The sequence below is a fragment of the Rathayibacter sp. AY1F9 genome (assembly GCF_002932155.1).
Classification (GTDB): domain Bacteria; phylum Actinomycetota; class Actinomycetes; order Actinomycetales; family Microbacteriaceae; genus Rathayibacter.
In genome coordinates this window covers 34,546-48,388 of record NZ_PSVA01000003.1, presented here as the reverse complement: position 1 = coordinate 48,388, position 13,843 = coordinate 34,546, and the positions used below count along the sequence as shown (strand labels likewise).

Sequence of the window (13,843 nt, the reverse complement as noted above, 5' to 3'; positions counted from 1 at the left end):
CAGCGCCGTCGCCCGGAACGCCGAACGGCCGGCCCCCGAGGGGACCGGCCGTTCGATGCGATGTGCTCGCGATCAGTTGTTCGAGGACAGCTTCTCGCGGAGCGCGGCGAGCGACTCGTCGTCGGCGAGGGTGCCGCCGGTGGTCGACTCGCTGGTGAAGCCGGCGCCGACCGAGACGCCCTCGGAGACGGTGGCTGCCTCCTCCTGCGACTTGGCCACCTGGGCCTTGTGGGCCTCCCAACGCGCCTGAGCAGCGGCGTACTCCAGCTCCCAGGCCTCGCGCTGCGACTCGAAGCCCTCGCGCCACTCGTTGGTCTCGGGGTCGAAGCCCTCGGGGTACTTGTAGTTCCCCTGGTCGTCGTACTCCGTGGCCATGCCGTAGAGCGCCGGGTCGAACTCGGTGCCCTCGGGGTCGACGTTCTCGTTCGCCTGCTTGAGCGAGAGGGAGATGCGGCGACGGTCGAGGTCGATGTCGATGACCTTGACGAACACCTCTTCGCCGACCGACACGACCTGCTCGGCGAGCTCGACGTGCTTGCCCGACAGCTCGGAGATGTGGACGAGGCCCTCGATGCCGTCCGCGACGCGGACGAAGGCACCGAACGGGACCAGCTTCGTGACCTTGCCCGGCGCGACCTGTCCGATCGCGTGGGTGCGGGCGAAGACCTGCCACGGGTCCTCCTGGGTCGCCTTGAGCGAGAGCGACACGCGCTCGCGGTCGAGGTCGACCTCGAGGATCTCGACGGTGACCTCCTGGCCCACCTCGACGACCTCGGAGGCGTGCTCGATGTGCTTCCAGGAGAGCTCGGAGACGTGGACGAGACCGTCGACGCCGCCGAGGTCGACGAACGCGCCGAAGTTGACGATCGACGACACGACGCCCTTGCGGACCTGACCCTTGTGCAGGTTGTTCAGGAACGTGGTGCGGCTCTCGGACTGGGTCTGCTCGAGGAGCGCGCGACGCGACAGGACCACGTTGTTGCGGTTCTTGTCGAGCTCGAGGATCTTCGCCTCGATCTCCTGGCCGAGGTACGGCGTGAGGTCGCGGACACGGCGCAGCTCGATGAGCGAGGCCGGGAGGAAGCCGCGGAGGCCGATGTCGACGATGAGACCGCCCTTGACGACCTCGATGACCGAGCCGGTGACGACGCCGTCCGACTCCTTGATCTTCTCGACGTCGCCCCACGCGCGCTCGTACTGCGCACGCTTCTTGGACAGGATCAGGCGACCCTCCTTGTCCTCCTTCTGGAGGACGAGGGCCTCGACGCTGTCGCCCACGTTGACGACCTCGGAGGGGTCGACGTCGTGCTTGATGGAGAGCTCGCGCGAGGGGATGACGCCCTCGGTCTTGTAGCCGACGTCGAGGAGGACCTCGTCGCGGTCGATCTTCACGACGGTGCCTTCGATGAGGTCTCCGTCGTTGAAGAACTTCAGAGTCTTTTCGACCGCGGCAAGAAAGTCTTCAGCAGACCCGATGTCGTTGATCGCGACCTGCTTGGTTGCCTTGTCGGTCGTTGCGGTTGTCATTAAGGGATGCTCCAGGATGGATGGGTCTCGGGCGGCGGCCGCCTGCGGGCCTCGCGGCTCGGCGGAGTGGTGACCACTGCGGTGGTGAGGGATGTGCCTCCGGCCCGGGAGCCGCGCTCGGCCGGCCGGAGGACCGGCCTTCCTCGCGCGCCGCGGGCACGGCGGCGCCACAGATGTGACACCCCAGCTTAGACGCCCCGGGAGGCGCACGGCAATCTCGCCGCGCCCGTCCAGGCGCGGGTTCCGGAGTCAGCCGGCGAGGGAGGAGCGGAGGGTGTCGAGACCGACGCCGCCGAGGTCGAGCGCCCTCCGGTGGAAGGCCGCGAGCGAGAACGCGGCGCCCTCGCGCGCCTCCGCCTCGTCGCGCAGCTGCTCCCAGATCCGCTGCCCGATCTTGTAGGACGGAGCCTGCCCCGGCCAGCCGAGGTACCGGTTCACCTCGAAGCGCACGAACGCGTCGTCCATGTTCACGTTGGCCCGCGTGAAGTCGAGGGCCGACTCGGCGGTCCAGACGGTGCCGGAGCCCGGCATCGGCTTCTGGAGGTGCACGCCGATGTCCAGCACGACGCGCGCCGCGCGCATCCGCTGGCCGTCGAGCATGCCCAGGCGGTCGGCCGGGTCGTCGAGGTAGCCGAAGCGCTCCATCAGCCGCTCCGCGTAGAGCGCCCAGCCCTCGGCGTGGCCGGAGGTCCCGGCGAGCTGACGGCGCCAGGTGTTGAGGCGGGCGCGGTTGTGGACGGCCTGGCCGATCTGCAGGTGATGGCCCGGGACGCCCTCGTGGTAGACCGTGGTCAGCTCCCGCCAGGTGGCGAACTCGGTGACTCCGGCCGGGACCGACCACCACATCCGCCCCGGGCGCGAGAAGTCGTCGCTCGGACCGGTGTAGTAGATGCCGCCCTCCTGGGTCGGCGCGATCCTGCACTCGAGGCGGCGCACCTCCTCCGGGATGTCGAAGGCGGTGCCGGCGAGCTCGCGGACGGAGCGGTCGCTGGTCTCCTGCATCCACGCCTGCAGAGCGTCGACGCCGTGCAGAGTGCGGGCCGGGTCCGCCTCGAGGTGGGCGATCGCCTCGGCGACGGAGGCGCCGGGCAGGATCTCGCGCGCGATCGCCTCCTGCTCGGACGTCATGCGGGCCAGCTCCTCGATCCCCCACTCGTAGGTCTCGTCGAGGTCGACGACAGCGCCGAGGAAGCGGCGGGAGTGCAGCGCGTACAGCTCCCGGCCGACGGCGTCCTGCTCGGTCGCGGCGGGGGCGAGCTCGCCCCGGAGGAACTGCGCGAGCGACCCGTAGGCGGCCGAGGCACGGCGGGCGCCGTCCTCCAGCCGCTGAGCGAGCGACGCGGGCAGGGATCCGGCGGCGGGAGCGGCCTCCGCGGCCAGCTCGGCGAAGAACCCGCGGGGAGCGGCGATCTTCCGCGCCTGCTCGGCGACGAGCTCGACCTGGCGGCGGGCGGGGACCACGCCGGTGCGGATCCCCTCGCGCAGGGTCTCCGCGTAGCCCTCGAGGGCGGCCGGCACGGCCAGCAGCCGCTCGGCGACCGCCTCCCAGTCGGCGACCTCGTCCGTCGGCATCAGGTCGAAGACGTCGCGCAGCTCCTGCGCCGGGGACGCGATCACGTTGAGGTCCCGCAGCGGCAGACCGGCGTCGTGCCCCTCCAGGGAGAGCCGGAGCTCGGCGCCGAGGTCGGCGACCGTGACGCGGTCGACGTCGTCCACGGGGTCGGCGGCCTCGAGCTCGGCGAGGGCCGAGGCGGTCGCCGCCCGGGCCTGCTCGAGACCGGCCGGCGAGTAGTCGCCCAGACGGCCGTTCGCGCCGCTGCGTCCGATCGCGGTGCCGAGGGTGGGGTCGAGGTCGACGAGCGTGTCGACCCAGCGCTCGGCGACGGCGTCGACGGCGGTGGGCTCGCGGGGGGTGTCGGTGCTCATGCCTCCGAGCCTAGCCAGGCCCTGCGGCCGGCTCAGTGCGCGGCGACGTCCCAGTCGGACCCGTGGCCCACCTGCACCTCGAGCGGGACGCTCAGGTCGGCGGCACCCGCCATCCGGCCGCGGACGATCGCCTCGAGCGGCTCCTCCTCGCCGGGGGCGACGTCGAAGATCAGCTCGTCGTGCACCTGGAGGAGCATCCGAGAGCCGAGCCCCTGCTCGTCGAGGTCGGCCTGCACGCCGATCATCGCGCGCTTCATGATGTCGGCGGCCGAGCCCTGGATCGGCGAGTTGAGTGCCGCCCTCTCGGCGTTGTCGCGGAGGACGCGGTTCGCGCTCTGCAGGTCGGGGAACGGACGCCGGCGACCGAAGATCGTCTCGGTGTAGCCGGTCTCGCGGGCCTGCTCGACGACGCTGCGGAGGTAGTCGCGCACCGCGCCGAAGCGGACGAAGTAGTCGGTCATCAGCTGCTTGGCCTCGGCGCTCGAGATGCGCAGCTGCTTCGACAGGCCGAAGGCGCTCAGGCCGTAGGCGAGGCCGTACGACATCGCCTTGACCTTGTTGCGCATGGCCGAGGTGACGTCGCCCGGATCGACGCCGAAGATCCGCGACCCGACGAAGCGGTGCAGGTCCTCGCCGGAGTGGAAGGCCTCGATCAGCCCGGCGTCGCCGGAGAGGTGCGCCATGATCCGCATCTCGATCTGCGAGTAGTCGGCGGTGAGGAGGGTGCTCGCGTCCGCTCCGTGGACGAAGGCGGTGCGGATGCGGCGGCCCACCTCGCTGCGGACGGGGATGTTCTGCAGGTTCGGGTCGTTGGAGGAGATCCGGCCGGTGGCCGTGCCGGTCTGGTCGTAGCTGGTGTGGATCCGGCCGTCGGCGGTGACCGACTTCTCGAGCGTCTCGATGATCTGCTTGAGCTTGGTCGCGTCGCGGTGCTCGAGGAGCAGCCCGAGGAACGGGTGCGGGTGGGACTCCTGCAGGTCGGCGAGGGCGGAGGCGTCGGTGGTGTAGCCCGTCTTCGTGGCCCGGGTGCGCGGCATGTCGAGCTCCTCGAAGAGGACCTGCTGCAGCTGCTTGGGCGAGCCGAGGTTCATCTCGTGGCCGATCTCGGCGAACGCGCGGCTCGCGAGGTCGGCGGCCGAGACGGTCAGCTCGGCGCGGAGGCGCGCCAGCACGTCGGCGTCGATCGCGACGCCGGTGAGCTCCATCGTCGCGAGGACCTGGACGATCGGCAGCTCGATGTCGACGAGCACCGAGAGCATCCCCTCGCCCAGCCGCTCGCGCAGCGGAGCGACGAGCCGGTACGCGTACCAGGCCTCGGTGGCGGGCCCCATCGGCTCGACGGTGGGGACCAGCTGGTTCGGGTCGCCCTGCGCCATGGTCTCGTCGAGGTGCTGCGCGACCTGCGCCGCGAGCGTGGCCGGATGCCCGGTGGGCTGCACCAGCCAGGAGGCGACGCGGGTGTCGAACGCGAGCCCCGCGACGGGGAGTCCGGCCCTCCGCAGCGCCTTGATCTGGGGCTTCGCGTCGGCGAAGTACTTGGGGGCGGGCCCGGCCAGCCACTGCTCGAGCGCGGTGTAGTCGGGCCGCTCGGCGGCCCACGGGACGAACGCCGTCTCCTTCTCGACCGCGAGGCCCACACCCTCGAGCCCGCCGGCTCCGAGCAGGACCTGCACGGCGACCGGCGCGGTGCCCTTCGCCGACACGCGGTCGAGCCAGTGCGCGAGCTCCTCGTCGACCAGGGTGCGGACGGCGGGTGCGGAGGTCGTGACCACGTCGCCCGCCAGGGCCGCGGCAGCGCCGTCGACGCCCTCCTCCGCGGCGATCGTGAGGACCCGCTCCTGCAGGGTCTTGAACTCGAGGCGGCTGAAGATCTCGCGGACCGCGTCGGGATCGATCGGACGGCGCGTCAGATCGTGTGGCCCGAGGGGGAGCTCGACGTCCGTCACCAGCCGGTTGAGGCGGCGGTTGCGGAGCGCGTTCTCCTTCTGCTCGCGTAGCTTCTCGCCGACCACGCCCTTGATCTCGTCGGCGTGGGCGATGATGTCGGCGACCGTGCCGTACTGGTTGACCCACTTCGCGGCCGTCTTGGGGCCGACCTTGTCGACGCCGGGCAGGTTGTCGCTGGTCTCGCCGACGAGCGCGGCGATCTCGGGGTACTGGTGCGGCTCGACGCCGTACTTCTCGAAGACCTTGTCGCGGTCGTAGCGGGTGAGCTGCGAGACGCCCTGGGTGGAGGGGTAGAGCAGGGTGACGTCCGGGGTCACCAGCTGTATGGTGTCGCGATCGCCCGAGACGACCAGCACGCGGAAGCCGGCCTCGGCCCCCTGGCGCGCGAGCGTCGCGAGGATGTCGTCGGCCTCGAAGTCCTCCTTCGAGACGGTCCGGATGTTCATGGCGTGCAGCGCCTCCTCGAGGAGGGGGACCTGGCCCTTGAACTCGGGCGGCGTCTCGCCGCGGGTGCCCTTGTACTCCGGGTACTCGCGGGTGCGGAACGAGTAGCGGGAGATGTCGAACGCGACGCCGAGGTGGGTCGGCTTCTCGTTCTTCAGCAGCAGGATCAGCATCGAGAGGAAGCCGTGGATGGCGTTCGTGTGCTGGCCCTCGCGGGTCTGGAAGCTGTCGACCGGGAGCGCGTAGAACGCCCGGAACGCCAGGGAATGGCCGTCGACGAGCAGGAGGGTAGGCTGTTCCGGATCTGACACAGGGCCAGACTACACAGCGCCTCCGACACCGGATCGGCCCGCTCGCGCCCGCCGGTCAGGGCCGCTCCGAGGCTCCAGCGCGAGGAGCGACGTGACCGAGCCGACCCCCACCACGACCGCCTGGATCCGCCCGCCCGCGCTCGACCTGGTCGCCGGGATCGGCCGCGGCATGGGCGAGCTCGCCGAGCGGATGGGGATCCTCTGGCACGAGCTCACCCCGCAGCACTCGGTGGCCTCGATGCCCGTCGAGGGCAACCGGCAGCCGGTCGGCATCCTGCACGGCGGCGCACACGTCGTGCTCGCCGAGTCGATGGGCTCGATCGCGGCGAACGTGCACGCCGGCGCGGGCCGCCTGGCGATGGGCATCGAGCTGAACGCGAGCCACAGCCGGTCGGTCCACTCGGGCTTCGTGATCGCCACCTGCGACGCGATCCACCTGGGCTCCACCCTCACCACCCACGAGATCGTCGTGCGCGACCAGGAGGGGCGCCGCCTCTCCACCGTGCGGATCACCAACATCATCCGCGACGCCCGCTGACGGGAGCGGACGGGTCCCCCTCGCGGGAGCGGAGGGCGAGGACCGCGCCCAGGACCGCGATCGCCGTCGGGACCGCCCGCGCCTGCGCGCGACCGGGGATCGACCGGTCGGCCGCGCCGCTCGGGGACCCGGCACCGCGGCGAGCGGCACTGTCAAGCGACGGCGCGCGACTGTCCCCGGTGGTGCCCGAAGGGCGACACTGAGCGGATGAGCCTTCGCCATCTCCTCAAGAGCCTCCCGTCCATGCCCTCCGAGCTGCCCTCGTTCGATGCGGAGGCGGCTCCGGCCGATCCTCTCGAGCTGTTCGCGCAGTGGCTCGAGGAGGCGAAGGACGCTGGCCAGCTCCTCCCCCACGGTGCCACGCTCTCCACCGCCTCCGACGACGGCACGGTCTCGGCGCGCGTGCTCGTGCTGCGCGAGATCGACGAGGCGGGCTGGGCGTTCTCCACCCATGCCACCAGCCCCAAGGGACGCGCCGTGGAGGAGAACCCGCACGCCGCGCTGACCTTCTTCTGGCCGGTCCAGGGCCGTCAGGTCCGGGTCGAGGGCCGGGTCGAGCGCGCCTCCGCGCAGGAGTCGGCCGACGACTTCCGCCGCCGCTCCGAGGCCGCTCGCACCGCACTGCTCGTCGGACGCCAGAGCGAGCCGATGCGCAGCGCGCAGGACTTCGGCCTCGTCACGCTCCAGACCAGCGTCGCCGTGGGCTGCTCGCCCGCGGCGCTCGACCGGGAGTGGGCCGTCTACCGCGTCGTGCCCGAGCGCATCGAGTTCTGGCAGGGCTCGACCGCGCCGGAGCAGGATCACACCCGTCTCGAGTACCGCCCGGGAACGACGGAGGCGGGCGGCTCCCCGTGGGAGCGCACCCGCCTCTGGCCCTGAGGCCGTGGGCCCTCGGGCCCGGCCTCGCGCTAGGCCTTCTTCGTGCTCAGCTGCTCGATGATCGCCTGCGCGACGTCGTGCATGGTGAGCCGGCGGTCCATGGAGGCCTTCTGGATCCAGCGGAACGCCTCGGGCTCGGTGAGCCCCATCTTCTCGTTGAGCAGGCCCTTGGCGCGGTCGACGAGCTTGCGGGTCTCGAAGCGCTCGACCATGTCGGCGACCTCGGCCTCGAGGGTGAGGATCTGGGCGTACCGCGAGAGGGCGATCTCGATCGCGGGCAGCAGGTCGTTGGGCGTGAAGGGCTTCACGACGTAGGCGAGCGCTCCGGCCTCGCTGGCGCGCTCGACGAGCTCCTTCTGGCTGAAGGCGGTGAGCAGGACGACGGGCGCGATGTGCGCCTTCGAGAGGCGCTCGGCCGCCGAGATGCCGTCGAGCTGGGGCATCTTGACGTCCATGATGACGAGATCGGGGCGCAGCTCGGTGGCGAGGGCCACAGCGGTCTCGCCGTCGCCGGCCTCGCCGACGACCTCGAAGCCGTTGTCGCGGAGGATCTCCACGATGTCGAGGCGGATGAGGGATTCGTCTTCGGCGACGACGACCCGACGGGGTGCGGTCGACGAGGGTTCCTGGTCAGTCACGCCGATGAGCCTACGGTATTCTCGACGGGCTGGTGATGAGCCGGTGTGGCGGAATGGCAGACGCGGGGCACTCAAAATGCTCTGTCCGAGAGGGCTTGTGGGTTCGAGTCCCACCACCGGTACCCGCCTGGTCGCGCGGTGCGCGCCTCCGCTCGCTAGCGTCGTCGGATGAGCACCGACCCCTGGCCCCTGTTCTCGCTGGAGCTGCGCACGCCGCGGCTCGAGCTGCATCCGGTCCGCGACGCCGACCTCGGCCCTCTCGCCGAGGCAGCCCTCGCGGGCGTGCACGAGAGCGGCCGCTCGCCGTTCCCCTCCCCCTGGGCCGAGGCGCCGGCGGAGCGCCTGCCCGGCGAGCTCGCCCGCTTCCACTGGTCGCAGCGCGCGCAGACGACGCGGGAGTCGTGGCGCGTCGCGTTCGCCGTGGTCGAGGACGGCCGGGTCGTCGGCTGCCAGGACGTGGTCGCCGAGTCCTTCGCCGCCACCCGCACCCTGACCTCGGGCTCGTGGCTCACCCGCTCGGCGCAGGGCCGCGGCCTCGGGCGGGAGATGCGCGCCGCCGTGCTCCTCCTCGCCTTCGACCACCTCGGAGCCGAGGTCGCCGAGAGCGCCGCTCTCGCCTGGAACACCCGCTCGATCCGGGTCTCGGAGGCCCTCGGCTACCGGCCGAACGGGACGCACCGGATCGTCGGTCCGGACGGTGCGCCGGTCGAGGAGCTGCGGTTCCGCGTCACACCGGAGACCCTGGTGCGGCCGGAATGGACGCTGGAGGCCTCGGGGATCGACGCCGCACGAGCGGTCCTCGTCCAGGACCCGCTCGGTCCGCCCTCCCCCGTCTGATTCACCAGAACATCGTGCCCGGCGAGCCCTTGAACGGACCGACCACGCGCGAGGTGATCCAGCCGCCGTAGAAGTCGCCCGGCTGCGGCTGGACCGCCTCGCCGTCGACGGTGCAGGAGTCCATCCGGGCGGGGTAGAGGGCGACCGTGTCGACGAGGGCCTCGAAGCCGTCCATCGGCTCGGGGTACGTCCAGCCCGCCGCCTCCGCGACCGCTCCTCCTCCCCCGCGCACGGTGAGGTAGGAGGCCGCGCCCTTGAACTCGCAGATGCTGCGGCCGGGCGCGGGCTCGAGCGCCCCGGGCGCGAACGAGGACACGGGGAGGTAGTAGACGGGAGGGTGGCTCGTCTCGAGGACGCGGAGAGCGTCGCGGGTCTCGGCGACGACGACGCCGCCCAGCCGCACGACCACGTGCTCGGTGGTGGTCTCGACCCTCGGGGGTCGCGGGTAGTCCCAGACGGATTCCTGGCCCTCGGCGGGCGGCACGCGCTTCATCCCGCTCACGCTACGCGGCGGGGAGCGGTGCTCCGGCGCCTCCCAGAGGATGCCCGGGCGGACGCCGCGGCCCCGCGGATCGCCGCCGCCGGGACGCGCGAGGGCCCCGGTCGCGTAACGTCGTCCCTGCGGCGGAACCCCGAGCCCGCGCGCAGAAGGAATCCAGAGTGCCCACCGAATGCATCCACGGCCTCGACATCGCGCTCTGCGACGTCTGCACCCCGAAGAAGCTCCCCGAGCAGGTCGGCCGTGCCACCCGCGCCCCCGCGCGCGTGCCCGGGACCTCCCGTGCGGCCACCGCCCGTGCCGCCGCCCGCGGCACGGCGCGCGAGAAGCCCCTGCCGAAGGTCGACATCGCCGCGCAGCGGATCTACCACGTCACCCACCTCGACAACCTCGAGGCGATCGTCGCCGCCGGCGCGATCCTGGCGGACCAGCAGCTCCAGGAGCGCCCCGCGATCGACGTCAGCGCCGAGACCACCCGCGAGCACCGCCGTGCCGTGCAGGTGAAGGACGGCGTCAGCGTCGCCGGCTTCGTGCCCTTCTTCCTCTCCCCCGACGCCGCCCTCTGGGCCGACCTGCGCGGCGAGCGGGTCGCTCCGCACTGGTCGCCGAGCGCCCACGAGACCACCGCTTCGCAGTACGTCGTCCTGGTGGGCTCGCTCGCCTCCGCCCCGGTCCTGAGCGACGGCGACGCCTCCCACGTCCTCACGCGCTTCACCGAGGGCGACGCGCTCGTGCGCACCTTCGCGCGCCTCCTGGTCGACGAGCCGGCCCTGCGCAGCGCCGAGGCGCTCGTGCCCGAGCGCTTCCCGCTCGAGGGCGTCGCGACGGTCGGCGTGGCGTCGGTCGCCGCCCGCAACCGCGTCAAGGCTCTCTTCGAGGGCATCGACGCCTCTCCCCGCGTCGCCGTCTACCCGCCGTGGTTCCATCCGGTGGCCGAGGAGGAGTGACCCGGCGCTAGTCGGCCTCGAGGAGGTCGAGGCGGTCGGCCAGGTACCGGCGCAGCGGCATCAGTCCCTGCTCTCCCAGACCGGGCGCCCAGCGCACGAGCACCTCGGAGCCGTGCAGTGCCAGCGGCTCCTGGCCCGACTCGAGCGCTGCGGCGTCCAGTGCGAGGCGCCGGCAGCCGTAGTTGACGATCTCGCCCTCCTGGAACGGACCGTCGAAGGCGGCGCGCCGGATCTCGCGGCGCGCCTCCTGCGACTCGGACTGGTTGTTGGCGTGCAGCGGAGCGACGGCACGCGTGACAGAGCCCGTCGCGAGGAGCTCTCCCTCGCGTCCGAGGAGGAGCACGCCGAGGCGCCACGCGCGGGTCACCGGCGCCATCACCGGCTTGCGGTGGAAGCCGAGGATCGCGCGCGGCGTCCGCAGCTCGGCGACGGCCTGGTCGGCGATGCCGCGGGCGTCGAGCTCGGCGGAGACCTCGCGCAGGAGCGCAGCCAGATCGGCAGCGGCCTGCTCGGCCCCGGGTGCTGCGGGCATCGCTCCTCCTCGGCTCGTCCCGCCAGCCTACGGGCGCGGTGTGCACCGGCCACCCTGCTCCGCACCGCTAGCATCGCCTGACGACACCGAGGAGGACGAGCGATGCGCGTCATCATGATGGGCCCGCCCGGCGTGGGCAAGGGCACCCAGGCGGCCGTGCTGTCGCGCGAGCTGGGGGTGCCGGCGATCTCCACCGGCGATCTGTTCCGCGCGCACGTCGCCGACGGCACCGACCTCGGACGGCGTCTGCGGGCGCTCGTGGAGGCCGGCGAGTACGTGCCGGACGAGCTGACAAACGCCCTGGTCGCCGAGCGCATCGCCGAGGAGGACGCCCGGGACGGGTTCATCCTCGACGGCTACCCGCGCACGCTCGCCCAGGTGGACGCGCTGGCGGAGCTCCTCGAGGAGCGGGGCACGCCGCTCTCGTGCGTCGTGCTGCTGACGGCCGACGCGGACGTGGTCCTCGAACGGCTGCACGTGCGGGCGCAGGAGCAGGACCGCGCCGACGACGACCCCGAGGTGGTGCGGAACCGGATCGAGGTCTACGAGCGCGAGACGGCTCCTCTGGCGGAGGTCTACGACGAGCGCGAGCTCCTGGTGCGGATCGACGGCTCCGCCTCGCAGGACGAGGTCGCCGCGAGGATCATCGCGGCGTGCCGACCCGAGTGAGCCGACCCGCCGCGACGCCGGGTCAGATCGCCGAGGCGAGGACCTCGTCGAGCTTGGCCGAGGCCTCCTCGTCGGTGCCCTTCAGGGCGAGCGAGAGCTCCGACACGAGGATCTGACGCGCCTTGAGGAGCATCCGCTTCTCGCCGGCCGAGACGCCGCCCGCCTGCTCGCGGCGCCACAGGTCGCGGACGACCTCGCTGACGCGGTACACGCTGCCGCTGGCCATCTTCTCCTGGTTGGCCTTGAAGCGGCGGGACCAGTTGCTGGCCTCCTCCGCGACGTCGCTGCGCAGGACGTCGTAGACCGCCTGGACTCCGGCGTCGTCGATGATCTCGCGGACGCCGACGAGCTCGGCGTTCTCGACGGGGAGGGTGATGGTGAGCTCGCTGGTGTGCACGTTCATCGTCATGAACGTCTTCTCGACGCCCTTGACCGAGCGCTTCTCGAGCCCGGTGATCGTCACCGCTCCGTGGTGCGGGTAGACCAGGGTCTCGCCGACCTCGAATGTCATCATGTCGTGCCTTTCGTCGTGGGGCGTGGTGGGAGTGAGGAGTCCAGGGGGCGCAGCGGCGCCGCGGCGAGCCAGGCCGGGAGCAGCGCGACGAGGTGCTCGACCAGCTCCTCGTCGGTGCCGTCGAGGGAGCCGGCGAGCCAGGCGCCGACCACGGAGAGGACGCCGCCGGCCGCGAAGACCGCGGTGAGCTCGGGGTCGACCGCTGCGGGGACGTCGACCCGGGCGAGCACCTCGCGGTGCAGGGCGAGCGCCGTGTCGAGCACGGCGTCGTCGGAGGCGACCCGGGCGGAGGCCCGCGCGCGGAGCCGGGCATGGAAGGCGTGGCGGTCGACCAGCCGCTCGACGAGCCGCGAGTAGCCGCGCTGCAGGGCGTCGGCTCCGGAGCGGTCGGCGGGATCGCCCTCGGCGACGTCGGCGACCACGAGGTCCTGGCGGAGCAGCGCGGAGGCGACTCCCGCCGCGTCGTCGAAGTGGGCGTAGAACGAGCTGCGGCTGATCCCGGCCTCGCGCACGATGTCGCTCACCGCGATGCCCTCGGCCCTCTCGCCGTCGCTCTGCATGACGAGCCGCTCGACCGCGTCGAACACGCGGCGGCGGGTGCGCCGGGCTCGCGGATCGGCGGAGCCGAGCGCCGAGGGGGACTCCGCCGCGGGCACGGAGGCGAGGCGGGCGGGAGTCATCGACGTCAGTCTACCACTTCCCGGACAGGTGTACGGGAAGAGCGTCAGGCGCCGGTGCGAACCTGGTCGAGGCCGGCGATGCGGTCGATCGCGGCCTGCTCGCTCGGCGAGACCCGGCCGAGATACCGGCCCAGGAACACGAACAGCAGGCGGTTCGCCGTGATCGCGGGCCACCACGGGCGCCGGAGGCCTAGGAGCCTCCGCACCTCGGGGCTGAGCGAGGCGACCGCGCCGGCGAACAGCAGCGGGTAGACCACGCCCGCCTCGCCCGGCAGCCGGATGTCGCGGAGGAACCCGACCGCCTCGTGCACGCGTGCGTCGGGCTTGAGCTCGCCCGCGAATCCGGCGAGCTGCGCGCGGAGCTCCGCGACGCTCTCGGGCGGATCCTGCACTCCGAGCAGCCGGCCGGAGGCGGCCCACTCGCGCACGTAGGCGTCGGGGCCGCCGGGGATCCGTCCGCCCCAGATCTCGTGGGCGCCGAGGAACGCGTCGGTGAAGGCGTCGTGCACCCAGAGCAGCAGGCGGGGGTCCTGCGCCGAGTAGGAGCGCTCACGCCCGCCGGCGTCCTCGTAGGAGCCGACGATCCGCTCGTGCACGCCGGTCACCCAGCGCGCCGCTCCGCTCGCCGCGGCGGTGTCGCCGAAGCTGGTGGTCAGGACCCAGCGGACCGTGTTGTCGAGGCGGCTCATCGGGTCCTCGCGGTAGCGGGAGTGGTCGTGCACACCGGCCATCGCTCCGGCATGGAGGGTCTGCATGAGCAGAGCCCGCACTCCGGCGATCATCGTGGGCAGGCCGCCGTTGACCGCCCAGACCGCGCTGCCCGGTCCGAAGAGCCCGGCGTCGTCGCCCTTCTCGAGGGCGACGATCCAGTCGGCGCGGGGGCGGGGGCGGCGGCGTCTCATCCGCTCAGTGTGCGCTCGGATCCTGGGCCGCGGCTGGCCGTTCTGTCACCCTT

14 protein-coding genes and 1 tRNA gene are annotated in these 13,843 nt (G+C 72.4%); 6 read left to right on the top strand and 9 right to left on the bottom strand.

Going from position 1 to position 13,843, the window contains the following annotated elements:
- Window positions 1–72: 72 nt before the first annotated feature.
- The 3 genes from rpsA to polA all read right to left on the bottom strand — a co-directional run bounded on the left by rpsA (window position 73) and on the right by polA (window position 6,155).
- Window positions 73–1,527, bottom strand: a complete 1,455-nt coding sequence (gene rpsA / locus C5C37_RS03365; RefSeq protein ID WP_104225298.1) for a 30S ribosomal protein S1 — start codon at window positions 1,525–1,527, stop codon at window positions 73–75.
- Between the two features lie 249 nt (window positions 1,528–1,776).
- The gene (locus C5C37_RS03360; protein WP_104338476.1) at window positions 1,777–3,453 is read right to left on the bottom strand and encodes a DUF885 domain-containing protein; all 1,677 of its coding nucleotides are present in this window, start codon (window positions 3,451–3,453) and stop codon (window positions 1,777–1,779) included.
- A 32-nt stretch (window positions 3,454–3,485) separates the two neighbouring features.
- On the bottom strand, window positions 3,486–6,155 hold the full coding sequence (gene polA / locus C5C37_RS03355; RefSeq protein WP_104273125.1) for a DNA polymerase I: 2,670 nt from the start codon (window positions 6,153–6,155) through the stop codon (window positions 3,486–3,488).
- 91 nt (window positions 6,156–6,246) lie between these two features.
- On the opposite strand from polA, the gene C5C37_RS03350 reads away from it, so the two are divergent.
- Together C5C37_RS03350 and C5C37_RS03345 are read left to right on the top strand one after the other, a co-directional pair.
- Window positions 6,247–6,693 (top strand): PaaI family thioesterase, encoded by a 447-nt coding sequence (locus C5C37_RS03350; protein WP_374953047.1) that lies wholly within the window; start codon window positions 6,247–6,249, stop codon window positions 6,691–6,693.
- A 207-nt stretch (window positions 6,694–6,900) separates the two neighbouring features.
- Window positions 6,901–7,572 (top strand): pyridoxal 5'-phosphate synthase, encoded by a 672-nt coding sequence (locus C5C37_RS03345; protein WP_104338475.1) that lies wholly within the window; start codon window positions 6,901–6,903, stop codon window positions 7,570–7,572.
- Window positions 7,573–7,601: 29 nt separating this feature from the next.
- On the opposite strand, the gene C5C37_RS03340 is transcribed toward C5C37_RS03345, so the two are convergent.
- Window positions 7,602–8,210 carry an ANTAR domain-containing response regulator gene (locus C5C37_RS03340; RefSeq protein WP_104221889.1) on the bottom strand — a complete coding sequence of 203 codons (609 nt, stop codon included), beginning with the start codon at window positions 8,208–8,210 and terminating at the stop codon, window positions 7,602–7,604.
- A gap of 39 nt (window positions 8,211–8,249) precedes the next feature.
- Here C5C37_RS03340 and C5C37_RS03335 point away from each other — a divergent pair.
- A tRNA-Leu gene (locus C5C37_RS03335) sits at window positions 8,250–8,332 on the top strand.
- A 46-nt stretch (window positions 8,333–8,378) separates the two neighbouring features.
- On the top strand, window positions 8,379–9,047 hold the full coding sequence (locus C5C37_RS03330; RefSeq protein ID WP_104246795.1) for a GNAT family N-acetyltransferase: 669 nt from the start codon (window positions 8,379–8,381) through the stop codon (window positions 9,045–9,047).
- A gap of 1 nt (window position 9,048) precedes the next feature.
- Here C5C37_RS03330 and C5C37_RS03325 read toward each other — a convergent pair whose 3' ends face one another.
- Complete coding sequence (locus tag C5C37_RS03325; protein WP_104309123.1) at window positions 9,049–9,540, bottom strand: DUF427 domain-containing protein; 492 nt, start codon at window positions 9,538–9,540, stop codon at window positions 9,049–9,051.
- A gap of 167 nt (window positions 9,541–9,707) precedes the next feature.
- Between C5C37_RS03325 and C5C37_RS03320 the strand changes: the two genes are divergently transcribed.
- Complete coding sequence (locus C5C37_RS03320; protein ID WP_104221883.1) at window positions 9,708–10,493, top strand: DarT ssDNA thymidine ADP-ribosyltransferase family protein; 786 nt, start codon at window positions 9,708–9,710, stop codon at window positions 10,491–10,493.
- Window positions 10,494–10,500: 7 nt separating this feature from the next.
- Here C5C37_RS03320 and C5C37_RS03315 read toward each other — a convergent pair whose 3' ends face one another.
- On the bottom strand, window positions 10,501–11,025 hold the full coding sequence (locus C5C37_RS03315; RefSeq protein ID WP_104221881.1) for a hypothetical protein: 525 nt from the start codon (window positions 11,023–11,025) through the stop codon (window positions 10,501–10,503).
- A gap of 102 nt (window positions 11,026–11,127) precedes the next feature.
- Here C5C37_RS03315 and C5C37_RS03310 point away from each other — a divergent pair, with 102 nt between their 5' ends.
- Window positions 11,128–11,694: an adenylate kinase gene (locus C5C37_RS03310; RefSeq protein WP_104221879.1), complete on the top strand. Its 567-nt coding sequence runs from the start codon at window positions 11,128–11,130 to the stop codon at window positions 11,692–11,694.
- Between the two features lie 22 nt (window positions 11,695–11,716).
- Here the strand turns inward: C5C37_RS03310 and C5C37_RS03305 are convergent, their stop codons facing one another.
- From C5C37_RS03305 to C5C37_RS03295, 3 genes are read right to left on the bottom strand one after another with little or no spacing between them, the layout of a single operon-like run.
- The gene (locus tag C5C37_RS03305) at window positions 11,717–12,205 is read right to left on the bottom strand and encodes a CarD family transcriptional regulator (protein ID WP_068257183.1); all 489 of its coding nucleotides are present in this window, start codon (window positions 12,203–12,205) and stop codon (window positions 11,717–11,719) included.
- On the bottom strand, window positions 12,205–12,888 hold the full coding sequence (locus C5C37_RS03300) for a TetR/AcrR family transcriptional regulator (RefSeq protein WP_104221877.1): 684 nt from the start codon (window positions 12,886–12,888) through the stop codon (window positions 12,205–12,207). The genes C5C37_RS03305 and C5C37_RS03300 overlap by 1 nt, the downstream gene beginning before the upstream one ends.
- Window positions 12,889–12,932: 44 nt before the next feature.
- The gene (locus tag C5C37_RS03295; protein ID WP_104338474.1) at window positions 12,933–13,790 is read right to left on the bottom strand and encodes an oxygenase MpaB family protein; all 858 of its coding nucleotides are present in this window, start codon (window positions 13,788–13,790) and stop codon (window positions 12,933–12,935) included.
- Window positions 13,791–13,843 lie beyond the last annotated feature (53 nt).